Annotated in this window: 22 protein-coding genes and 1 riboswitch; all 22 genes read left to right on the top strand. The window is 48.3% G+C overall.

Annotation, left to right across the window (positions count from 1 at the left end; genetic code table 11):
- The first annotated feature begins 11 nt into the window (after positions 1 to 11).
- The 22 genes from H9Q78_RS13425 (at position 12) to H9Q78_RS13530 (ending at position 22,759) form a co-directional block, all read left to right on the top strand.
- A complete protein-coding gene (locus H9Q78_RS13425; protein WP_249302392.1) occupies positions 12 to 1,022 on the top strand; it encodes a GGGtGRT protein in 1,011 nt (336 codons plus the stop codon).
- A 170-nt stretch (positions 1,023 to 1,192) separates the two neighbouring features.
- Positions 1,193 to 1,444: a type II toxin-antitoxin system HicA family toxin gene (locus tag H9Q78_RS13430; protein ID WP_249302394.1), complete on the top strand. Its 252-nt coding sequence runs from the start codon at positions 1,193 to 1,195 to the stop codon at positions 1,442 to 1,444.
- 1 nt (position 1,445) lies between these two features.
- Positions 1,446 to 1,655: a type II toxin-antitoxin system HicB family antitoxin gene (locus H9Q78_RS13435; protein WP_249302396.1), complete on the top strand. Its 210-nt coding sequence runs from the start codon at positions 1,446 to 1,448 to the stop codon at positions 1,653 to 1,655.
- A 471-nt stretch (positions 1,656 to 2,126) separates the two neighbouring features.
- Positions 2,127 to 3,971: a putative bifunctional diguanylate cyclase/phosphodiesterase gene (locus tag H9Q78_RS13440; RefSeq protein WP_249302398.1), complete on the top strand. Its 1,845-nt coding sequence runs from the start codon at positions 2,127 to 2,129 to the stop codon at positions 3,969 to 3,971.
- 182 nt (positions 3,972 to 4,153) lie between these two features.
- Positions 4,154 to 5,686, top strand: coding sequence for a 4Fe-4S dicluster domain-containing protein (locus H9Q78_RS13445; protein WP_249304836.1), 1,533 nt, complete (start codon positions 4,154 to 4,156; stop codon positions 5,684 to 5,686).
- Between the two features lie 291 nt (positions 5,687 to 5,977).
- The gene (locus H9Q78_RS13450) at positions 5,978 to 6,613 is read left to right on the top strand and encodes an SDR family oxidoreductase (RefSeq protein ID WP_249302400.1); all 636 of its coding nucleotides are present in this window, start codon (positions 5,978 to 5,980) and stop codon (positions 6,611 to 6,613) included.
- Between the two features lie 21 nt (positions 6,614 to 6,634).
- On the top strand, positions 6,635 to 7,495 hold the full coding sequence (locus tag H9Q78_RS13455; protein WP_249302402.1) for a sugar phosphate isomerase family: 861 nt from the start codon (positions 6,635 to 6,637) through the stop codon (positions 7,493 to 7,495).
- 1 nt (position 7,496) lies between these two features.
- The gene (locus H9Q78_RS13460) at positions 7,497 to 7,775 is read left to right on the top strand and encodes a 4Fe-4S dicluster domain-containing protein (protein WP_249302403.1); all 279 of its coding nucleotides are present in this window, start codon (positions 7,497 to 7,499) and stop codon (positions 7,773 to 7,775) included.
- Positions 7,772 to 9,724, top strand: coding sequence for an aldehyde ferredoxin oxidoreductase family protein (locus tag H9Q78_RS13465; protein WP_249302405.1), 1,953 nt, complete (start codon positions 7,772 to 7,774; stop codon positions 9,722 to 9,724). The genes H9Q78_RS13460 and H9Q78_RS13465 overlap by 4 nt, the downstream gene beginning before the upstream one ends.
- 6 nt (positions 9,725 to 9,730) lie before the next feature.
- A riboswitch (molybdenum cofactor riboswitch) is annotated at positions 9,731 to 9,849 on the top strand.
- Entirely contained in the window at positions 9,842 to 10,402 is a 561-nt protein-coding gene (locus tag H9Q78_RS13470; protein ID WP_249302407.1) for a hypothetical protein, read from the top strand. It overlaps the preceding riboswitch by 8 nt.
- Positions 10,399 to 10,845 carry a hypothetical protein gene (locus tag H9Q78_RS13475; protein WP_249302409.1) on the top strand — a complete coding sequence of 149 codons (447 nt, stop codon included), beginning with the start codon at positions 10,399 to 10,401 and terminating at the stop codon, positions 10,843 to 10,845. The genes H9Q78_RS13470 and H9Q78_RS13475 overlap by 4 nt, the downstream gene beginning before the upstream one ends.
- Before the next feature lie 23 nt (positions 10,846 to 10,868).
- A complete protein-coding gene (locus H9Q78_RS13480) occupies positions 10,869 to 11,876 on the top strand; it encodes a Gfo/Idh/MocA family protein (RefSeq protein ID WP_249302411.1) in 1,008 nt (335 codons plus the stop codon).
- 5 nt (positions 11,877 to 11,881) lie between these two features.
- Positions 11,882 to 12,589 (top strand): alpha/beta fold hydrolase, encoded by a 708-nt coding sequence (locus H9Q78_RS13485; protein WP_249302413.1) that lies wholly within the window; start codon positions 11,882 to 11,884, stop codon positions 12,587 to 12,589.
- 103 nt (positions 12,590 to 12,692) lie between these two features.
- Positions 12,693 to 13,550 (top strand): DegV family protein, encoded by an 858-nt coding sequence (locus H9Q78_RS13490; RefSeq protein ID WP_249302415.1) that lies wholly within the window; start codon positions 12,693 to 12,695, stop codon positions 13,548 to 13,550.
- A gap of 84 nt (positions 13,551 to 13,634) precedes the next feature.
- Positions 13,635 to 14,210, top strand: coding sequence for a TetR/AcrR family transcriptional regulator (locus H9Q78_RS13495; RefSeq protein ID WP_249302421.1), 576 nt, complete (start codon positions 13,635 to 13,637; stop codon positions 14,208 to 14,210).
- An 83-nt stretch (positions 14,211 to 14,293) separates the two neighbouring features.
- Positions 14,294 to 15,631, top strand: coding sequence for an MATE family efflux transporter (locus tag H9Q78_RS13500; RefSeq protein WP_249302423.1), 1,338 nt, complete (start codon positions 14,294 to 14,296; stop codon positions 15,629 to 15,631).
- A 143-nt stretch (positions 15,632 to 15,774) separates the two neighbouring features.
- On the top strand, positions 15,775 to 16,668 hold the full coding sequence (locus tag H9Q78_RS13505) for a LysR family transcriptional regulator (RefSeq protein WP_249302424.1): 894 nt from the start codon (positions 15,775 to 15,777) through the stop codon (positions 16,666 to 16,668).
- Between the two features lie 252 nt (positions 16,669 to 16,920).
- Positions 16,921 to 18,126 carry a hypothetical protein gene (locus H9Q78_RS13510; RefSeq protein ID WP_249302425.1) on the top strand — a complete coding sequence of 402 codons (1,206 nt, stop codon included), beginning with the start codon at positions 16,921 to 16,923 and terminating at the stop codon, positions 18,124 to 18,126.
- A gap of 28 nt (positions 18,127 to 18,154) precedes the next feature.
- The gene (locus H9Q78_RS13515; protein ID WP_249302426.1) at positions 18,155 to 19,681 is read left to right on the top strand and encodes a sugar ABC transporter ATP-binding protein; all 1,527 of its coding nucleotides are present in this window, start codon (positions 18,155 to 18,157) and stop codon (positions 19,679 to 19,681) included.
- Entirely contained in the window at positions 19,656 to 20,624 is a 969-nt protein-coding gene (locus H9Q78_RS13520; protein ID WP_249302427.1) for an ABC transporter permease, read from the top strand. The genes H9Q78_RS13515 and H9Q78_RS13520 overlap by 26 nt, the downstream gene beginning before the upstream one ends.
- Before the next feature lie 2 nt (positions 20,625 to 20,626).
- Positions 20,627 to 21,595, top strand: a complete 969-nt coding sequence (locus H9Q78_RS13525) for an ABC transporter permease (RefSeq protein WP_249302428.1) — start codon at positions 20,627 to 20,629, stop codon at positions 21,593 to 21,595.
- A 45-nt stretch (positions 21,596 to 21,640) separates the two neighbouring features.
- Positions 21,641 to 22,759, top strand: coding sequence for a substrate-binding domain-containing protein (locus H9Q78_RS13530; protein ID WP_249302429.1), 1,119 nt, complete (start codon positions 21,641 to 21,643; stop codon positions 22,757 to 22,759).
- The last annotated feature ends 12 nt before the right edge of the window (positions 22,760 to 22,771 follow it).

Consider the following 22,771-nt stretch of genomic DNA (forward strand, 5'->3'; position numbering starts at 1 on the left):
AATCATATAAAATGGCTTTATTTGAATCATATGAAAGAAGAGAAAAACAGATTCTTGCTGTGTTAAAGGAATATGGAATCAATTCCATCGAAGAAGCCGCAGAGGTGACGAAGGCCGCCGGCTTAGATGTATATAAAATGGTAGAAAACATTCAGCCCATCTGCTTTGAGAACGCAAAATGGGCGTATACCGTGGGCGCCGCCATCGCCATCAAGAAAGGCTGCAGGAGAGCGGCTGACGCGGCTGCGGCCATCGGTGAGGGTCTTCAGTCCTTCTGTATCCCCGGATCCGTTGCTGACCAGCGTAAAGTAGGCCTTGGTCACGGCAACCTGGGCAAGATGCTTCTGGAGGAGGATACAGAGTGCTTCTGTTTCCTGGCTGGACATGAGTCTTTTGCAGCGGCAGAGGGCGCCATCGGTATCGCGGAGAAAGCGAATAAGGTTCGTAAGAACCCTCTGCGTGTCATCCTGAACGGCCTTGGAAAAGACGCAGCACAGGTCATTTCCAGAATCAACGGCTTTACCTATGTGGAAACCGAGATGGATTATTATACAGGCGAAGTGAAGGAGCTGTGGAGAAAATCCTATTCCGAGGGCCTGAGAGCGAAAGTAAACTGCTACGGTGCGAATGATGTCACCGAAGGCGTTGCTATCATGTGGAAAGAGGGCGTGGATGTATCCATTACCGGGAATTCCACCAATCCCACCAGATTCCAGCATCCTGTTGCAGGTACATACAAGAAGGAATGTGTGGAGAAGGGCAAGAAATACTTCTCCGTAGCTTCCGGCGGCGGGACAGGCCGTACCCTGCATCCCGACAACATGGCTGCAGGCCCTGCATCTTATGGTATGACAGATACCATGGGCCGTATGCATTCTGACGCACAGTTTGCAGGCTCCTCTTCTGTACCCGCTCATGTGGAAATGATGGGCCTGATCGGCGCGGGGAATAATCCCATGGTCGGTATGACCGTTGCCGTTGCCGTTGCGATTGAGGAGAGCGCTAAAGCAGGTAAGTTTTAAGGAAACACGCATAGAATAAGGGGTTCAAAAGGCTGCATTAACTTTTCATGGTTGGTGCAGTTTTTTATTGTTTAGAAAGTGTTTTATGAAATTTAATATTATAAGTGTGGAAAATAAATATATGCCTATGATACAATGATATACAGGATACATAGTAGGAGGAGAATAATTTGGCAACATTAGAAAAACTAATTCATTCTATTATGAGCGGAGTGCAGGATAAAAACATAAAATTTGCTGATTTGCAGAAAATACTTGATATAATGGGTTTTCAGTGTAGAGCGAAAGGAGACCACTTTATATATTGGAAAGAGGGCGTCGATGAGATTATTAACATACAACCAGATGGAAATAAGGCAAAACCATATCAAATAAAGCAAATAAGGAACATAATATTAAAGTATCAGATGGAGGTGAAGTAGTATGCATAAATATGAAAGAATTATATATTGGTCTGATATAGACGATAAATTTATTGTAGAAGTTCCTGAACTTTCTGGCTGTATGGCAGACGGAAATACAGCAGAGGAAGCTTTAAAAAATGTTGAGATAGTTATTTCGGAGTGGATTGAAACCGCCAAAGAGATTGGTCGTGAAATACCAAAAGCTAAAGGTAAATTAATGTTTGCATAAAGCTAAAAGTGCTAAGACAAGAATTTTTTACATTTACGAAAGGCATTAGGAAGCAATCAGCAGTGTCCAGTAGCACACCCATAGCGCACAAACACCCTTCACTCCTTTGAAACCCCACCCTTCACCGTTGCCATTGAGGAAGCGGCGAAAGAAGGAAAATTCTAAGAAAATCGTATATTAAGGGATTTTTTAAAGGCCGCACTGACCATTTATGGTTGGTGCGGCCTTTGAATTTAAAATCAGGTATGATGATAGTTCATTTTGAAAAAGCAACAGAAGTACAGAGTAATGTACATTTGATTTATGAATATGCAGTAAGTGGGGGAATTCAGATTGCCTTCTAATAGCTGATATGATAAAATGATACTGTTACTATAAAATACTGATAGATAGTAAAAAATAAGACGATTTTATCGGGCATTGTTTGTTGCAGCACAATTGTTAAAATGTAAGAATGTCGAGATTTAGTCCATGAAAAAGAAAAAGGAATTTCTTATATATACGGCCATGTGGATCATCGCAATATTGGTCCTGCTGATTCCGCTGTGTCAGAATATTGGTGACGCGCGCATTATCAATTATAGCGGAATTGTTCGGGGGGCCACACAGAAGCTGGTTAAAGAAGAGCTGAATGGAATACCGGATGATGATTTGATCTTACGGCTGGATCATATTATTTATAGTCTGCAGACAGGGAAGGGAGAATATGACTTGTCGAGGACTTCGAATAAAGATTATCAGCAAAGGCTTGGCGAACTGAAATCCGTATGGGAAGATATGAAAGAAGAAATTCTTCAGATGCGGAATGGAAAAGAAGATGGGAGCGCTCTCTTTGAGATGAGTCAGCAGCATTTTGAGATTGCGGATGGAATGGTGCTCAGCGCGGAGCTGGATTCGGACGGCAAGCTCAAACGGTTCGCGATATTATATTTTATCAGCCTCGCCGTTTCTGTTGCGATATTTGCAGTATTGAACCGGAAAAGCCACCGGGATCTGGAAAAAAGCAAGGATACAGATAATTTGACGGGCATCTTGAATCGAAAAGGTTTTGAGAAAGCGGCAGACGCCCTTTTGAACCGAAAGAGTGAGAGAGAATACACGATTGTGGAATTTGATGTGGATAATTTCAAATCAGTCAACAATGCTCGAGGTTATGTGTTCGGCGACCATCTGCTGCAGGCACTGGCGTCTGCACTTTCCAGACATTATTTGGATGAACAGCTTTGTGCCCGTATTGATGCTGATGATTTTGTACTTCTGTCCCGTCATTCAGACACAGTGGTCGATGAGATATTAAAGGTTTTAAATAAAGTGCTGGAAGAGCAGCTTCCGATCGAGGCCTTTGGCCGAGTGACGTTTTCTGTTGGAGCATATCATATCGAACAGAAGGGTGAGGCTGTCAAAAATATTATGGATAAAGCAAACATCGCCCATAAGACGGCGAAGGCCGGAGGGATATCTCAGATTGTATGGTATGACCAAAAACTACTGAATAGGCTGAAGCTGGAAAATTATTTGAATGACCATAAATATAAAGCGATGACTAACGGGCAGTTTAGGCTTTATCTGCAGCCTAAAGTGGACTTGGTCAGCGGGAGGATAAGCGGCGCTGAGTCTCTTGTACGTCTGGAGCTGCCGGACTATGGAACTTTATATCCGGATTCTTTTATCCCGTTTTATGAAAAAATCGGTTTTATAGCAGAGCTGGATTTCTATATGTTGAACAGAACCTGTGAATATTTGCAGCGTCATTTGGGGAAAGGGCTGCCTCCGCTTACGATATCTGTGAATTTTTCCCGTGTTACGTTTTACCACCGGACTTTTTATGATACCTTTTTGGAAATCGCTGACCGTTACCAGATTCCATACGGGTGTATTGAAATTGAAGTCACAGAGAGTTTTTTCAGCGAGGTAGATGATTCTGTCATTCAGCTTTTGAGCCGGCTTAAAGATATGGGGTTTCTTATTTCCATGGATGACTTCGGTTCTGGCTATTCCAGCTTAAATATGCTGAGCAAGCTGCCGATTCAAATCATTAAGCTGGACAGAGAATTCCTGAAGGAAATGGAGCGTAACGACAGTGTGAAAGGAGTGATCACATGGGCCGTCAGTCTGGCTCATGTTCTGAAAACTAAAATTATCTGTGAAGGTGTAGAATTGCCGGAGCAGGTGGACTTTTTGCAGAATATTGGCTGTGATTATGGACAGGGATATTATTGGTCCAAACCGATTCCACAGGAGGAATTTGCCTTGAGATTAAAAGCAGAAAACGGCTGTCTGCAGTTTGAAAGGGATAAAAAACATATAGTTTTGTGAACCATTGCTCCCCCTTGCGGGAGCATGTTTTTATTCATCTCAGGTATATTGTTTCTTTATATTCTGCTTCAGAAGGAAAGAAAAATGCCAGATGACAAACAGTGCTGTTTGCTGGTATAATGGATTGTATAGTTTTGTCGAGGGGAAGACTAATCTTTAACAGGAGGAAGCATACCATGAGCATGCGGGGAGTTTACACAAGCGTAGTAGAAATCAGACAAAAGATATTTACAGAGGTGGCCAGGATGGCGTATGAGGGGGGAGACTATTCCCGGATTATCAATCTCCCGTATAAGATCATACCGGGTGAAGTGGCCACTTACCGGGAGAGCGTATTTTTGGAAAGGGCGATCGTAGAAGAGCGCCTCCGTTTGGCTATCGGCCTTCCGCTCCGGGATATGACGGAGCATGCTCCGGTGTCAAGAGGCATCGAGGAAAGCGCGATCGCGGAAAAGTATTACGATCCGCCTCTTATTAATATCATAAAGTTCGCCTGCCATTCCTGCCCGGAAAATGAGGTGCGGGTATCGGATGCCTGCCAGGGGTGCCTGGCCCATCCGTGTAAAGAGGTTTGCCCGAAGGATGCGATCTCCATCGTGGCGGGCCGCTCGGTGATCGATCCGGAAAAATGTATCCAATGCGGCAGATGCGTCAATACCTGTCCATATGGGGCGATCATTAAAATGGAACGGCCTTGTGCCAAAGCCTGCGGCGTGGATGCGATAGGATCCGATGAGCTTGGACGGGCTGCCATTGACTACGACAAGTGTGTATCCTGCGGGATGTGCTTGGTGAGCTGCCCCTTTGGCGCCATTGCGGATAAGGGACAGATTTTCCAGACCATACATGCCATAAAGAACGGGATTCCCGTTTATGCGGCGGTAGCTCCGGCTTTTGTCGGACAGTTTGGCAAGGACCTTCCTTCGGATAAGATAAAAAAGGCGTTTAAGGAGCTGGGATTCGCAGACGTGGTGGAAGTTGCGGTAGGAGCGGATCTGTGTACCATTGAAGAAGCGAGGGATTTCCTGGAGGAGGTGCCGGAGAAGCAGCCTTTTATGGCCACTTCCTGCTGCCCCGCCTGGTATTCCATGGCCCATAAGCTGTTCCCTGATCTGGCTCCGTATATTTCCATGGCGCTCACGCCGATGGTGCTGACGGGCCGTTTGATCAAGAGAGAGCATCCCGGATGTAAAGTGGTCTTTATCGGACCGTGTTCAGCGAAGAAGCTGGAGGCCAGCAGGACGGAAATCCGGAGTGATATTGATTTTGTGCTCACCTTTGAAGAAGTCATGGGCATGTTTAAGGCAAAAGATATTGACTTCTCTGAGCTGACTGCCGATGAGGATCTGTCGGCCGCCAGCGCAGACGGACGGGGATTTGCCGTGAGTGGCGGAGTGGCGAAAGCCGTGGTGAACTGCATCAAGAAGATGAAGCCGAACAGAGAAGTGAAGGTGGCCAACGCGGAAGGACTCGGCGCATGCCGGGAGCTTCTTACGGAAGCGCGGAAAGGCGTCTATGACGGGTACCTTTTGGAAGGAATGGCCTGTCCCGGAGGGTGTGTGGGAGGCGCCGGTATTATGCAGAGCCCTACGAAATCCAAAGGACAGGTAATGCTCAGCATGAAGAAAGCCGGATACCGAAACGCCCTGGACAGCAATTACAAAAGTTATCTGGCGGAATTGGAGGAAGGAGATTTGAGAGCTCCCGCCCGTTAGCTGCAGGCGTCGTGTCAAAAAAATCCCGCTTCAGGAAAAATAATGATAAAAGTCGGCTTTCGGTGGCGGGACGGATATTAGGATACGATGGACGGAGTTCGGTTTGGGAGCCGGATAAGGCAGATGTATAATAAGGTGAAGGCAGGCAGGCGGGGAAAAGCCCGATTTGCCTGTCTTTACTTTCTTCTTAACTATAATTGCTTGACGAATGTTGATCTAAACGATTATAATTTTGATAAATACTAGTAAACAAGGAGGCGACTATGGGGATTCTGGAAAAAATGAAATTGGATGGAAAAAACGGCAAAGGAACTTTCTGAGCTTACGGGAAGAAACGTCATTGCCATAAAGACAGATTGTACCGTAAAAGAAGAAGTGGACGCGATGATCAAAGAAGTCGTGGCGGAGCTTGGCGGTCTTCATTTCTGTCACAATAATGCCGGCGTCTGCATCAATGCACCGGCAGAGGAGATGACATATGAGCAGTGGCATAAAGTCATCGATGTAAATTTGAACGGCGTTTTCCTGACGGATATCGCAGCGGGAAAATATATGCTGGAGCACGGCGGCGGTTCTATTATCAATACAGCTTCCATGTCGGCGCATATTGTAAACGTGCCGCAGCCTCAGAGTGCTTACAATGCGTCGAAAGCGGCTGTGATCCAACTGACGAAATCTCTTGCCGTTGAATGGGCGAAAAGGGGCGTGCGGGTAAATTCCATCAGCCCCGGATATATCGGCACGGAGCTGACTCTGAATTCGCCTGTGCTGATCCCGCTAATAGAACAATGGAATCAGATGACTCCTCTCGGACGGATGGGAAGGCCGGAGGAACTGGAATCCATCTGTGTATATCTGGCAGGAGATACCAGCAGCTTTACTACAGGTTCGGACTTTATCATTGACGGAGCCTTTACTTGTTTTTAAGCAGATAAAAGGAGGAATCGTATGAGAGCAGTTGTGACCCTCACGCCCAGCGAATCGAAACGATTGATCGCAAAGGCAGTCGTAAGGATGCCGGAGGTCAGAAAAGCCTGGGAGAATGCCTATCTCCTTCTTTCGGACGGAACAACAAATGCTTTTATTGCTCAGGAGCTTTTGCAGGATAGGAGTATTTCACCTTCAAACAGCACGGTCGGGCTTTGTACCGACGGTCTGCTTTGTGTGACGAGGCCATCTAAAAGGCAGCCGTTCCCCAGTGTGTTTTATAAAGGAGAAGTGAAGAACGGCCGCTCTTTTGCGGAGGCACTTTCAGACTATCATAAAGATACGGTCGTGATTAAAGGAGCCAATGCGTTGGATCCCAATGGATTTGTCGGCATTGTGACGACCGGATTTGACGGCGGAACGATTCCGAAAATCATAGGACCTGTGACTTCCAAGGGGATTACGATGATCACTCCCGTTGGGCTGGAGAAGCTGGTACCATCCGTACCGGCGGCTGCAAAAGCGCTGGGTGGAGCCGGTAAAATTGATATTTCCATGGGCGCGGACGGAGGAATGTACTGTCTGACCAATACTTCTGTAATCACCGAGATCGAAGCGATCCGTCTTTTGTTTGGCGCGGAGGCAGTATTAGTTGCCTGCGGAGGGGTAGGAGGAAATGAAGGGGCGGTTGTGCTGGCGGTTGACGGCTCGGGAGAACAGATTCCGGCCATGGTGGAATTTTTGGAACAGGAAGTGAAGGGAGAGCCGGCGATCAATGGAAACAGGGGAGATTGCGAGCTTTGTAGATATAGATCCTGCAGATATTGCGGAAGAAAAGAAGAAGAGCTTCCGGAGTGGATGAGGGGAAGGAGAGGAGAATAAGGTGCCTGAGAAAATAAAATTGGATGGATGTGTCAACTGCAGAGCATGCGAAATGGCGTGCAGCCTGCATCATACAGGAAAATTTGGTTATAAATATTCAAGTATTTCCATCGGACTTGCAGGAGACGGCGTGGGCGTTTGCTTCAAGGAGCCTTTCACCTGTGACACCTGCGAGGGCGAGGGAGAAAATAATTTCCAGTGTGTGAAATACTGTTATCGCGCGAAGGATGCGCTTCGGGTATTTATCGCAGCACAGGGAAAGGGGATATCAGCCGTATGATGGGAACGATCTTAAGAGTGAATTTAAGCACCGGCCATATATCGACAGAAAGCGCGGAGCCGTATCGAGAATGGATCGGCGGTCTCGGCGTGGCTGAAAAGCTCCTGTATGATGAGGTGAAGCCTTGGGTAACTCCCTATGACCCGGCCAACCGTTTTATTGTTTGTACAGGAGCTTTGAGCGGAACGTTCTGTCCCGGAACGGGCCGTATTATGACAGTTACAAAATCTCCTGTAACGATGGGGATCGCTTCCGGAAACGCGGGCGGTTCTTTCGGCGCCAATCTGCGATATGCGGGATATGAATATATTGTAGTGGAAGGCCGTTCCGTAAGACCGGTATATTTATATATCAAAGACGGAAAGGCGGAGATTAAGAGCGCGGACGCCGTCACCGGATATGACGTGGATAGATCCGTGGACTGGCTGGAGGAGACCCATGGAACGGAAATCAGCACTATGTGTATCGGAACGGCGGGAGAACAGGTGGTCCGTTTTGCCTGCGTGACGGTTGACCGGCACCGGATCATCGGAAAATGCGGTTTTGGTGCGGTCATGGGCTCCAAGAATTTAAAGGCCATCGTTGCGGACGGTTCAGAGGGTTCGGTATCGGTGGACGACGTCATGGGTTTTAAACGGAAGGTGGATGAGATCTATGGACGATTTGATGGAAACGAGGCATATAAAAATCTGATGAGCTACGGTACTCTCTGCTGTGTACCCAGCAAATACAGAGTAGGCGGTTTCAGCTATCGCCATGGACAGGATCTCCACATTTCCAAAGATATGCTGGACGCGTATGATCCTGCCGGAATTTGCGGAAAATATACCTTGAGACAGACCTCATGCCGCGGCTGCCTTGTGGGGTGCCAGAACAGACACAGGATTCCGGACGGTCCTTATGCGGGGCTGGAAATGGAAGGCACGCCTTTTAATTCCATCTTAAATTTCGGAACAAAGCTGGACATTGCTGATTACGGCTTTTGTATTCAGGCCACATGGCTGTGCAATAATCTGGGCATGGATATGGATGTGATCGCTGAAATTCTCGGATGGGTTATGGAATGTTATGAAAAGGGCCTGATTACGTTAGAACAGCTTGACGGATTAGAACTTCATTTCGGCAATCAGGAAGCGGCTCTCACGTTGATCAAAAAAATAGCGGGCCGGGAAGGCGTCGGCTCGATCCTCGCAGAAGGCGTGGCAAGGGCCAGTACGATATTTTCCGGTGAAACATCCTATTACGGTATGCACGTTAAGGGGAATGAGCTGTTTGAGCTTGTGCGTCCATTGATTGGTTATGGTCTCGGCGCGCTGACATCTACCCGCGGGGGAAGTCATGTTCTTGGTTCACCTGTCTGTGAAGCGGGGATCTTCAACGAGGAGGAGAAAGAAGCTGCGCTTCGAAAGTTCAAAGTACATACCTTTAATGATCCTTTAGCTTATGAAGGAAAGCCGGAGCTTGTGATGTATTATGAAGATATCTCCAGAGCCTGCGGCTGTCTTGGCCTTTGCCTGATGGTCAGCGACTGGCAGCAGATCCAGATGATGGATATGGAAGACCTCAGCGATTTTCTGCGGCTGGCAGCAGGCATGGAACTGACGCCTGAAGAATTCAAGATTCGAATGCAGGCAATTTTAAATCTGGAAAAGATGTTCAATTTTTGTCATGCAGGCTATACCAGAGAAGACGACAGACCAAGAGAAAGGCTTTTCAGGGAACCGGTGAAGTCAGGACCGGTAAAGGGGCGTGCTCTTGAGCGTGAAAAGTGGGAGAAGATGATGGATCATTATTATGAGATCCACGGATGGGACAGGGAGACCGGACTTCCCACTGCTAAAACCCTTACAGACTGCGGACTTGCCGAGCTGATACCTGATCTTCGAAGACCGGCGCAGGCGCCCGGGCGGGCTTATTGTCAGGAGGAGCCTGTTCCGGGAGAAGGTTAACTATACGATGAAATTGAATTCCGAGCCGTCTTAAGCTAAACGTGTAATGCGCATGCCGGGCGGCCGGAGTATATCTGGAAACGGATATGCTTTCCATGTTGAGAAGGAGTTCATAAAATGAAAAGATCAAAATTAGCAATGCTTAATTTTATGGCATTGTGCTGTGTGTTGGGATTGTTTACCAAAAAGCTCGTGAACCCTATGGCTAATGTGATCACGGAAGCGCTGCACATTCCAGGCGGGATCAGTACAGGATTTTCCATTATGTTTCTTGTGGTCGCACTGGAGGTCACCGGTATGCGCGGCGGGGGAAGCCTGATGGGCTGTGTGCAGGGACTTTTGGCGCTGGCGCTTGGACGGGTGGGCAGCATGGGTATTTTTATGCCCATCGGATATCTCATTCCAGGGATCACGATAGATCTAGTCTGCGGGCTGATGAAAAAAGGAAGGTTTTGCAGACAGGAGCGAATGGTGTTAACGAATGTACTGGCTGCGGTCATGGCTTCTGTCACGGCTAACGTTCTTGTTTTTGAACTGAAGGGAACGGTTTTGTGGCTGTATCTTTGTGTGTCCGCCGCAAGCGGCTCTATCTATGGGCTTTTGGGTTCCTGGATTGCAGGACGTCTTCATAAGGCGTTTATTTGGAACTTGGATGAACCGGGAGGTAAACGATCATGAAAAATAAAAGAGTTATGTTTTTTATTCTTGCTCTATTGGCGTTGGTCGCAATTTTGTCGGCGGTACATTTAAATACGCGGGATACGGCTGTTCAGGGTACTGTACAGGTTTCTTATAATGAAGAGAACTTTGTACTGGACTATAATAAATGGCAGTATAAGCAGGTATCCGGTATCCGGATCAATGGAAAAGGTGATGAAATCTTAGTAGAAGGCAAAGGCATTGAATTAGATGAGATTTTGAAACAGCTTGAAATCATTCATTACCGCAATGTAATTGTTTCTTCCGATGATTCTTATACCGCAGAGGTTTCCGCCGAAGAAGCAGGGGAAAGCGGAAAGGTATATCTGATGTATGAAAAGGATGCGATCCGGCTGATCGTATTTGGAGATACTGACAGCAAGCGTAGCGTATCCAATGTAGTGCGGATCACAGTGGAATAGGGTGTAGTGAAAGGAGTTTGTATATGAGAAAAATAAAGTGGGGAGTACTTGGAACGGCGGGAATCGCAAGAGGGCAGACCATCCCCGGTATGCGGCTGGCAGATAATTGTGAGCTTTATGCGGTTGCCGGACGAAATTTGGATAAAGCAAAGGACTTCCAAAAGGAGTTTGGATTTGAAAAGGCTTATGGGAGCTATGAAGAGCTTTTGGCAGACGGACAAGTGGAAGCTGTTTATATTCCCCTTCCTAATACTCTGCATAAAGAATGGACCATCAGGGCGCTGAAAGCAAAGAAGCATGTACTTTGCGAAAAGCCTCTGGCGCCTTGTGAAGCAGAGGCAAAGGAAATGATCGAGGCGGCTGAAAAGAACGGTGTGTTTTTAATGGAGGCGTTTGCGTATCTCCACAGTCCTATTGTACGGGTTGTGAAAACAGAGGTGGAACAGGGTTCCATCGGTAAGATTCGTTATATGGAAACGGCTTTTATCACATCTGATTATAAACTCAGTAATATCCGTATGCGAAAAGAGACAAACGGAGGCGCCTTGTATGACCTTGGATGCTATAACGTCAGCCAGATTCTCTGGATCTTTGATGAGGAACCCGAGAAGGTCATGGCTGTCGGTGACTTTTCCGATCAGGGAATTGATGTATGCACTTCAGGCATCGTGACCTTTGGAAGCGGCGCCAGAGCGGCCTTCACTTGTGGAATGCTGCTGGAAACAGAAGCAGATAAGCGGATTGACCGACTGCAGATTCACGGAACAAAAGGCTATATCCGCTCGGAGGCCAAATTCAATCAGCAGGGTAAATTAAGCTACACGATCTGTACAGATGGAAAAGAAGTGACAAAGGAAGTTTTTGCACCTCAGAATTACAGTCTGGAAGTGGCGCAGCTGGGACGCTGCATAACAGAGGGAGAAGCTCCCCATGTGTCCAAGGAATTTACATTGAATCTGGCGCGGACCATGGACAGACTTTTGGAAGCGATCGGCTATGAATCAGCCCAAAGGAAGATAAGAGGAAGATAAACGGGATGTTTACGGACAGAGAGACGGAAAAGGAGTTTTGCCTGTATTATACAGAAAAAGGAGAGGGAATGCCTTTGGTGCTCCTTCATGGGAATGGTGAGGACGGCTCTTATTTTGTTCATCAGATGGATTTCTTTTCCCGCGAGTATCGGGTGATAGCAGTGGACACCAGAGGTCACGGGCAGTCGCCAAGGGGAACGGCTCCTTTTACATTGGAGCAATTTGCAGAAGATCTAAAGTATTTCCTGGATGTAAACGGTTTATCAAAGATTATTCTTCTTGGTTTCAGCGACGGAGCCAATATAGCCATGATATTTGCGTTGAAATATCCGGAATATCTGAAAAAAATAGTGCTGAACGGAGGAAACCTCCGGCCCTCCGGCGTCCGCGCGGGCGTTCAGCTGCCCATCGTCCTGGGCTATGCCATGGTCGCTGTTTTGTCTTTGTTTGATAAAAAACTCAGGAGGAAGAAGGAACTTTTGGGACTCATGGTGACCGGACCCCACATTTCTCCGGAAGAACTTTTGAAGCTTGGTGTTCCCACTTTGGTAATAGCAGGGACGAAGGATATGATCAAGGCTTCCCATACGAGAGAGATTCATGAGAGTATACCGGATAGCCGCCTGTGTTTTCTGGAAGGAAGCCATTTTATAGCAGGTGAGCAGCCGGAAGAATTCAATCAGACGGTATATAAATTCCTCAAGGAAAAGTAACGGCAAAAGCTTTGGAATAACAGGTGCTTTTTTATCCTTCTTGTGCTAGAATAGACGCGGACATAAAACATATAACCGCGGGGGACAGAAGGGAGAACAGCATATGGAAAAGGCTGATGTTAAAATAATTGCGGACAGCACCTGCGACCTGACAGAGGAGCTGCTGGAAAAATACGATATAGCGATAGTGCCGTTATGTATCGTTATGGACGATAAGAGCTATTATGACAGAACGGAAGTGACGCCGGAGGAGATATTCCGCTGGTCGGAGGAACATAAAACGACCCCGAAAACTGCCGCGATCTCCATGGAGAAGGCATTGGAGGCGGCCGGGCCGTATATCAAAAAAGGGCGGGACGTGATCTTTATCGGCATTTCAGAAGAGATGAGCACCACATGCAATGTTATGCGTCTCGCGGCTGCGGAGCTTGAGACAGACAGACTGTTTGTCATAGATTCCAGGAGCCTTTCCACCGGAATCGGCCTGCAGGTGCTTCGGGCTGCAGAGCTCGCAAAAACAGGTATGCCGGCAGAGGAGATTTTGAAGATCATTGATGAAACAAAGGATAAAGTGAGGGCAAGCTTTGTCGTAGATACTTTGACCTATCTTGCCAGAGGAGGACGGTGCACGGCGGCTACGGCGCTTTTGGCGAATACACTCAAGCTAAAGCCGAGAATTGAAGTGAAAGACGGAAAGATGGGCGTGGAGAAAAAGTACCGCGGTACTCTGGATAAAGTCATTCTCAAGTACACAAAGGATATGGAGGAAGATTTATTAAGGGCAGACGGAAAAAGGGTATTTATCACCCATTCAGGATGCGACGGGGCTGTGGTGGAGCAGGTCCGGACATATCTGGAGGGCCTTGGAAAGTTCCAGGAGATTGTTGAGACTCGGGCAGGAGGAGTTATTTCCAGTCACTGCGGACCGGGGACCCTGGGAGTCTTATTTTTCTTAGAATAGAAGCACAATGAATGAATATCATTCATTGACATTGACGACGGCTTATGGTATGATTGTTGTGAGCTCAGAAAGGGGGAATCTCTTATGCCGCGTATTACGAAGGAACCCGGGGAACGCAGGCAGGAAATTCTGGACACGGCGATGAAGCTGTTTTATGAAAAGGGATATGAGAAAACTTCCATGGCAGACATCGCGACGGCTATGGGGGTAGCCCAAGGGCTTTGCTACCGTTATTTTCCCTCAAAGGAAATATTGTTTGACACAGCCATAGATCAATATGCCCAGTCCCAGGTGGATCAGATAACGAAGGTTCTGAAAAAGCCGGGGATCTCTTTGGTTCAAATGGTAGAGGAAATGCCGACCTTTGTTGAAGCGGAGTCAGACGACAGCTATGCCAACCGGTTCTGCCACGGTCCGGAAAGCCGGAAGATACACAATCAGCTATCCATGAGCATCTGTGCCAGGATGAAACCGGTGGTGAAGGCTCAGCTGGATGCCGCAAATGGCCGGGGAGAGACACATATTGAAGACACAGACGCGGCGGCATCTTTCTGTGTGTACGGACAGCTGGGCATCTTGCTGGATCAGGAACTGCCGCGAGAAGAGAGGGTCAGGAGGATCAAGACCTTTCTAATAGGTATAATTAAAAAACTGAGTTAATAAAATCCCTGTCTGCCGGACAGGGATACTTAATGGTCATAAAATGAATGATGTTCATTCACGGAAAAGAAAGGAATATAAGAATGCCAGTTAAAATGGATTTTATCAATGGAAATACCAGAAAATGTTTGTTTGCCATGGCACTGCCTATGATCGCAGCCATGTTTTTAAACATGGCTTATAACCTCGTGGACAGTCTTTGGATTGGAAATCTTCTGGGAAAGACAGCGTATGCCGCGCTTACCAATTCCACACCGATCATCCTGATCTTAAATGCGATCGCAATGGGCGCGACCAACGGCGTCGCCATTCTGCTGTCTCAGGCCATAGGAGCAAAAGACAAGACAAAAGTGGAAAGCATGATCGCCACATCATTTCTCGCGGCGGCGGCCTTTGCGCTGGGAATGACCGTTGTCCTGGAGGTAGCGCTGCGTCCGCTCCTCACGCTTTTAAAGACGCCGGAGGGGACATACCAGATGGCTTATGAGTATCTGTCCATTTATCTTCTCGGATATATCACTGTTTATTTGTACTGCTATTTTACAGCCGTGCTGCGAAGCTTTGGGAACACGGTATTTCAGATGGCCGCCATGCTGGTATGCACGCTTCTCAATGCTCTGCTTGACCCGCTTTTTATCTGGTGGTTTGGATTTCAGGGAACTGCCGCCGCCACCTTGCTCTCCCAGTTTCTGTGCCTGTTTTTCATGCTGCTGTACTTACACAAGAAAAAGCTTTTCAGTCTGCGTATTTCGGCCTTCCGGAAGGAACAGATACTGCCTCTGATGAAAAAAAGCGTCCCCTCTGCCTTTCAGCAGAGCATTCCGGCAATCTGCACCGGGTTTTTAACTTCCCTTGTGAGCGGATATGGCATCACTGCCCTGGCTGCCTACGGTATCATGGGGAAACTGGAGACCATCCTTTTTTATCCGGCTATGGCTCTCAATATGGTACTGACCTCGATCGTAGGGCAGTGTGCTGGCGGCAGACGGTATGACCGGGTCAGAGATTACCTGAGATCGGCAGTCCTTTACGGAGGAGGGCTTCTGGCCGCCCTGTCTTTGCTGGTGATATTCTTTGCGCGCCCCTTCTCCCGTATGTTTGTAAACAGTGAAGATACGGCAGAAATCGTTTCCCGATGTTTTCAGATAGTCGGTTTAGGTTATATCCTCAACACAGTGACCAACTGTTTTCTGGGAGGGATGAACGGATTGGGAAAGCCTATGAAAAGTATGTTTTGCATGGTGTTTTATTATATGATCGTACGGATGCCCGCCGCATGGCTTCTGTCTGTATTTGGAGCGGGACTGGATGGTGTCTGGACTGCGGTCCTGATCAGCCATGTGGCCGCGGCCATTGCCGCTGCGGCAGTCACCATTTATGAACTGAGAACAGGCAGAAGGCCGTCCTTAAAGCCTGTCTAAGAGATGATGGAATTTGTCTCTTTCTGTCATTTGTGATACAATGGGTGAAACAAAGCACATAAATGGGGTGTGTTTTGTTCGTTTTCGGATACGGATACAGCAGAATGCAGGGCCCAGAACCGGGACTGCGGAGGAGATAGTGCATGTTCTTTGATATTAACGAATACTATTTTTACTGTGTTGCATTGACCCAGAATATCACAAAGGCTTCAGAAGAGATCCATATTTCCCAGCCGGCTCTCAGCAAAGCCATCGCGAAGCTGGAACAAAAGCTGGACTGTCAGCTTTTTTACCGGAATCAAAAGGGGGTAAAGCTGACGCCGGCAGGGGAGATTTTGTTTGAGGGCGTCAGGCAGAGCATGGATATCATGGATAATACAGTGAAGCAGATATCCCAGATCAACTATTCAGATTATGGAGAAGTCAATATCGGCGGGGGAGACGATCTGTTCACATATTTTATGATTCCCGTTATTCGGGAGTACCATAATCTGTATCCAAATGTGATAGTCAAGGAGACTCTGTATTCCAATTCAGAGCAGACGATCGGAAGTCTGCTGCAGAAGGATATTGATATCGGGCTTCTGAATAAATATGTGGAGTGTGACAGGCTGGAATTCAGAAAGATCAGTGAAATGCACGAGGTGGTCGTGGCAGGAGAACGGTACGCAGCGCTGGCGAAGCTGGGCACGCTGGACTGGGGAATGCTCACGGAATTTCCAATCCTTCTGCATCCCCGTATCACCCATACCCGCAAGTTGTTTGATGACAAGATGAAGGAGATTGGAGTACAAGTCAAAGCAAGCCTGGAGGTGGGGAGTACGACGGTGATGATCCAGCTGGCTTTGGAGGGGTTCGGACTAGCCGTCGTATCCAAAGAGATTGCTCAGATGGACAACCGGTACACTCAACTGACGGAGCTTCCGATGGCTCAGCCGCTGGATGCCAGGGATACCTATGTGGCATGGAATAAGGAGAAGGAGATGCCCTCCTGTCTCCGCAATTTGATAGAGTGTATTTCTCAGAAAAGTAAATAAGACTTCCTTTATCCAATAAACAGGGCGGAATCCACGGATTCCGTCCTGTATTTGCTTTCTTTACCATGACTGACGGTTATGGAGTTGATGACAATAATTCATTTTACAGGAGGAAATATGAAAAATATAATATACATATATGGCGATTAAAACTATAAAAATAGAAATAATATGGGGTTATGCAATAAATTTGAGAAAATTTGGGAGGGTACCTATAGTTTCAATCAATCATAAAGAATGGGAGGGTATTTTATGACACGCAAGACACTGGAAAAGACGATGAAGAAGAATAACGGCATTCTTCGTATGGTCCCGGATTTTATCCCGAGAGACTCCTGGATGCCGGGGAGGAGGCTCAGACTTCATCCGGATGATTACGCCTATTATGGAAATGAGCTGGGTATGATCGAGGAAAGATGGTTCTGTGCGACGGCTCCGGTGGAGCATGGAGTGAAGGATGCTCCGGAGAATTTGGGAATGCAGTATGTAGACTGCGATGGAGAACAGATTCTTTTTAAGGATGCCGTGGAGGAATTGAAGGAGGATCTGATCGGAAAAGAGCTCTGGGATAAATATGGCCGGTGGCCGATGTTCTCTAAGTTCTATGATTACGCGACCACTTCCTTTTTCCATGTACATCCTACGGAGGAGGCGGCCTGTTGCAAGCCAGGAGCCGTCATGAAGCCGGAGGCGTATTATTATCCGCCTCAGATGAACATGTCCGCCGCGAATGAAAATGTGATCACATATCTTGGAATCGATCCTTCTGTGAGCAGGGAAGAAGTCCTCGAGAGGCTCAGGGACTTTGACAAGGGGGAAAACAGGATCGTGGAGCTGTCCAGGGCGTACCGCCTGGAACTGGGAACCGGCTGGTATACTCCGGCGGGCGTCCTGCATGGCTGCGGCGCGTGGTGTACCTATGAACCGCAGTGGATGAGCGAATCCTATGCGGTATTTGAAAACTATACGGACAATCATTATCCCGCGTTCCCCCACAGTGAAATGAACAACCTGGTCCCCGACGACGCGGAGGATGAATACGAATATACCATGAGTCTGATTGACTGGGAGATCAATACAGATCCATACTACCGCAAAAAATATTTCCGCCGTCCTGTCACAGAGACCGAGACAGAGGATTATATATCCAAATGGATTACATATGGAAACCCCTACTTCGGCGCCAAGGAGCTGACGATCAGGCCGGGGAAGACCGTATTGATCAAAGATAAGGCTGCATACGGATGTATTCTGCTGTCGGGCCACGGCGTGTTTGGCGGGCTGGAATGTGAATCGCCCAATGTGATCCGGATGGGGCAGATGACAAAGGATGAGTTCTTCGTATCCCATGAGCGTGCGAATGAAGGCGTCCTGATCGCCAATCATTCCTGCGAGGACCTGGTGATGTTGAAGCATTTCTGCAATAACTGCGGAATGCCGGATGCGCCGGAGTCGTGAACGGCCGGGAAAGAAGGGGGAAGGAATATTGGCAGAATATATTCTTCAGATGAAAGATATTGATAAAACCTTTCCCGGCGCGGCAGTCCTTGACCATGTATGCCTTGATGTCAGACAGGGGGAGATCATGGGACTGATCGGAGAGAACGGCGCGGGGAAGTCCACGCTTTTGAAAATACTGACCGGGTTATACACCCGTACCTCCGGTACAATCCTATTTAAAGGCCGGGAGGTCGCGTATGCGTCCATTGAAGAATCTGCCGATGATGGGATTGCTTTTATGCACCAGGAGCTGAATATCTTTCCAAACATGACGGTGACCGAGAATATCTTTCTGAACAGGAAGGACTATGTCGGAAAATTTGGGATGATTCAGAAAAAGAGGATGGAGGAAGACGCCCGCAGGGTGCTGGAGACGCTGGGGGTGGAAATCGATGTAAACCGCATGGGCAGTGAACTCAGTATTCATGAACAGCAGATGGTCGAGATTGCGAAAGCGATGTCCATGAACGCGGAGCTGATCATCATGGATGAGCCGACTGCCGCACTCCCGGAAAATGAAGTGGAGATTTTCTTTCAGTTCATCCGAAAACTGAACAGCCGGGGGATCACGATTATCTATGTATCCCACAAGATGGTCGAGATAGAGGCCATCTGTGATCGGGTGACCATTTTACGGAACGGGACGGTGGTCGATGTTGTAAATGTGGGAGAGACCACGGTGGAGCAGATGGTGAATAAAATGGTCGGACGGCAGTTGGATGAGTATTACGTACATACGCCGACAAAAAATGACGGTGTTCTGCTCCGGGTTTCAGATTTTAACGGTGAGAATTTTGAACAGGTGAGCTTCGAGCTGATGAAATCGGAGGTTCTGGGGATATACGGGCTTGCCGGGTCCGGTACTCTGGAGCTTGCCGAGACCCTGTTCGGATACCGGAAGCCGACGGGAGGCAGAGTCACATTAAACGGGCAGGCGATAAAAAAGACGGATATTCCCAATATGGTGAAGAACGGGATCGCCTATGTCCCGCTAAATCGAAAAAAGGATGGATTTGTACGGGACATGTCCGTGTTTGAAAACATTTCCATGGCAGGATGCGGAAGCTGCAGAAAGGGAATTTTTGTGGACTGGGCAAAGAACAGAGAGATCTGTGATAAATATATGGAGGCCTTGTCCATAAAAGCGGTCAGCCGGGACACTCATGTCAACCTTTTATCCGGAGGAAATCAGCAGAAGGTAGTCCTGTCCAAATGGCTGTCCATCCATCCTAAGGTCTTGATCTTGAATGAACCAACGAGAGGGGTAGATGTGGGCGCAAAGGCGGAGATCTACAATCTGATCGACCGGCTGGTAAAGACAGAGGAGCTGGGGATTCTCCTGATCTCTTCGGAGGCGCCGGAGGTCCTCGGCATGACGGACAGAGTGATGATCATGCATAAAGGCCGCATCTGTGCGACTTTAAAGACAGAAGGATTGCAGCAGGAACGGCTTTTGAAGCTTGCGTCCGGCGGAAAGGAGGAGCAGAGTGAAGAGCGGCAGGAGATCACATGAATGGGCGCCGTTGCTGTCCATGGTATTATTGTTCCTTTTATTTACCCTGATCACTCCCAGATTCGCAGGTCTTGGAAACATTAAAATGATCAGCAAACAGGTTGCGATCAACGGGATATTGGGGGTTTCTCTGTTCCTGATCGTGCTGACCGGAGGGATTGACATTTCAATCGGTTCCACGCTGTCGTTATTATGTGTGCTGACCGGATTTCTGGAATCCAAGAAGATGCCATTTGCTATTGTCTTTCTTTTGGTACTCATCTGCGGAGCCGCGGTGGGGTATCTGAAAGGAGTTTTGGTCACCAAGATAAAGCTGCCGGACCTGATCGTGACTTTGGCGGCAAAAAACCTGATTCGCGGAATTGCGCTGATGTTCAGTGTACAGGCTTATATCATCACTTCGCCGGCGATGCTTTCCTTGGGCTCCGGACAGCTGGCAGGCGTGATACCGGTTCCCTTTCTCTGCTTCTTAGGCGTGGCGGCGATTACAGCAGTTATCCTTGGCAAAACGCGGTTCGGAAGAAGAATCTATGCGGTAGGGGGAAACAGTGAGGCAGCCGTCCAGGCGGGAATCGACGTGGGCAGGACAAAGAGGAGCGTGTATGCTTTTTCCGGTATTCTGATTGGCGTGGCGGCAATCCTCTATTCGAGTATTTATCAGAATATTCTGGCGTCTAAAATCGGCAGCGATACCGTGAATACCCTGCTGGCGGTAGTGCTTCTGGGCGGGGCCAGTATGAGCGGAGGACGGGGCAGAGTCCTGGGAATCGTATTTGGAGCCCTGACCATGGCAGTCCTCAACAACGGTATGATCCTGGCTCGTTCCACAGATTACTGGGTGACGGCGCTCACCGGAATTCTGATCCTCTTATCCATGCTCGTGCAGTTTCTGCAGAGCTCCGCAATTTTCCGGAAAAGGCTTGGAGGTGAAAAGGACAAATGAAGGTGAAGATCAAAAAAGCTTTTTCCAACTATAATCTCAGGAGATATATGATTCTGATCGGCATCCTGGTTCTTATGCTGATTGGGTTTTCCCTGGAATCAAAGGTCTATGTCACGTCGGCCAATTTTACGAACATCGCGGCGAAGTTTGCAGAAATAGGCCTGATCGCGGCATCCATGTCCCTGGTCATGCTGACCGGAGATATTGATCTGTCGGTGGGATCCGTCATGTGCTTTTCGGCCTTTTTAGCCGGGACGCTGATGCAGAGATATGTACCTGTTCCGCTGGCGGTCCTCATCTCTCTGGCTGTGGCTGCGGCCATCGGTTTTCTGAACGGCTTTATGATCGCCGTGATGAAGATGCAGCCGGTGATCGTGACACTGGGTACTATGACTGCGTTCCGCGGTCTCTGCTATGTGTTTAAGCAGGGAGGGCCGATGCGGGGGCTTCCCGACGAATCTTTTTTCCGCTTTGGAAATGGAACGCTGTTCGGCGTCATCCCCTATTCCTTTCTCCTGGTGATAACGGTGTTTGTGATTCTTTCCGCTGCCATGAAGAAGACGCGGTTCGGGATGGATATCCGGGCGATCGGGAACAATGCGAGCGCGGCGGCTTTTTCCGGGATCAAGGTAAGAAAATATAAGATTGGGTTATTCACGTTCAACGGTTTTATTTCAGGTCTGGCAGGGATTGTCATCCTCTCCAGAATGCAGGGGATTGAGGCGGCTTTGGGAGACGGATATGAATTTGAGGCGATCACCATGTGTCTGCTGGGAGGCATCAGCATAAACGGAGGAAAAGGCACCATGCTCGGTTCCTTCATTGGGATCATTGTGATCGGGTATCTGAAAAGCGGCATGAATATTTCCCATATCAGCGCCTACTATCAGTCGGCAATCCTGGGAGCGATCATCCTGCTGTCGGTCATTGCCGGCAATCTGGAGCCGGTGCGGAAAAAAAAGAAAAAGTGACGGTATCATTATCCCATGAGGGAATCAAAAATAAGGAGGGTTTTTATGAAAAGGAAACGTATGGTATCTTTAGGATTGGCAGTCATGCTGGCAGTATGTATGATCATTTCACTGGCCGGATGCGGGAAAAAGGAAGATACCTCCGCCACAGCGGAGACTTCCGGCACAGAGGCGAAAGAAAGTACGGACAGCGGCAAGGAGACAAAGAAGGGGACGGAAACATCTGCGGACAAGGGGGAGAAGAAGACCATCTATTTCATGCCGAAGGAGGTAGCGGGAGCCTGGAACGTGTATTCCTGCACCGGTGCGGAGGAAGCCGGTGAGAAGCTGGGAATCGATGTGATCATCAGCGGTCCGGCAAATGCGGACCCCACGGAACAGATCAACATGCTGGAGGACGCGATCGTCGCGAAGCCGGACGCGATCGTGATCGCCACAAATGACGCGGCCGGCTGCAAGGCTTCCATCGACAAAGCAGTATCACAGGGAATCCTGGTCCTGACCTATGATTCCGACTGTGCGGACAGCGAACGTACCTTCTATGTGAATTCAGCCAGTGATTATGAGTGCGGCCGCATGTTTGTAAAGGATGTAGCCGAAGCAGTGGGGAAGGATGCCAAGGTCGCGGTGATGGGCGGCGGCATCAGCGCCGGAAACCAGCAGGAACGACTCGCCGGCGTACAGGATGAGATGGCGGAAAATTATCCGGATATGGAGCTCGTTTCCACGACCTGGTCGGACGATGATACTGAGGTGGCGCTGCAAAATGCCGAGAATCTGATCATGGCGAATCCGGATCTCCAGGCCATCATCGGCATTTCCGGATACGAACCTCATTCAGCAGCGGCCGCGGTGGAAGAAGCAGTGGAGCAGGGAAATCTTGAAAAAGGCTCCATCTTCATAACAGGCCTGACGCTTCCAGATGTCATCCGGCCCTATATCGAGGACGGTACGGTCCAGAGTGCTTATGTGACGGAGCCGGCCTATCTGGCCTATACTTCCGTCTATGCCGCTTATGAGATGCTGGAAGGAAAGGAATTTTCAGACGGCGATACCTTTAAGGTGGAAGGCCTCGAGGATGTTGAGGCGACGGTAACAGGGGAATACATATACTTTGGGCTCATCTCTCTGGATAAGAGCAATATCGGCGATTACAGCTGGTAAGAAATTAGGGAG

Origin of the sequence: Qiania dongpingensis, from assembly GCF_014337195.1 — a bacterium.
GTDB lineage: Bacteria > Bacillota > Clostridia > Lachnospirales > Lachnospiraceae > Lientehia > Lientehia dongpingensis.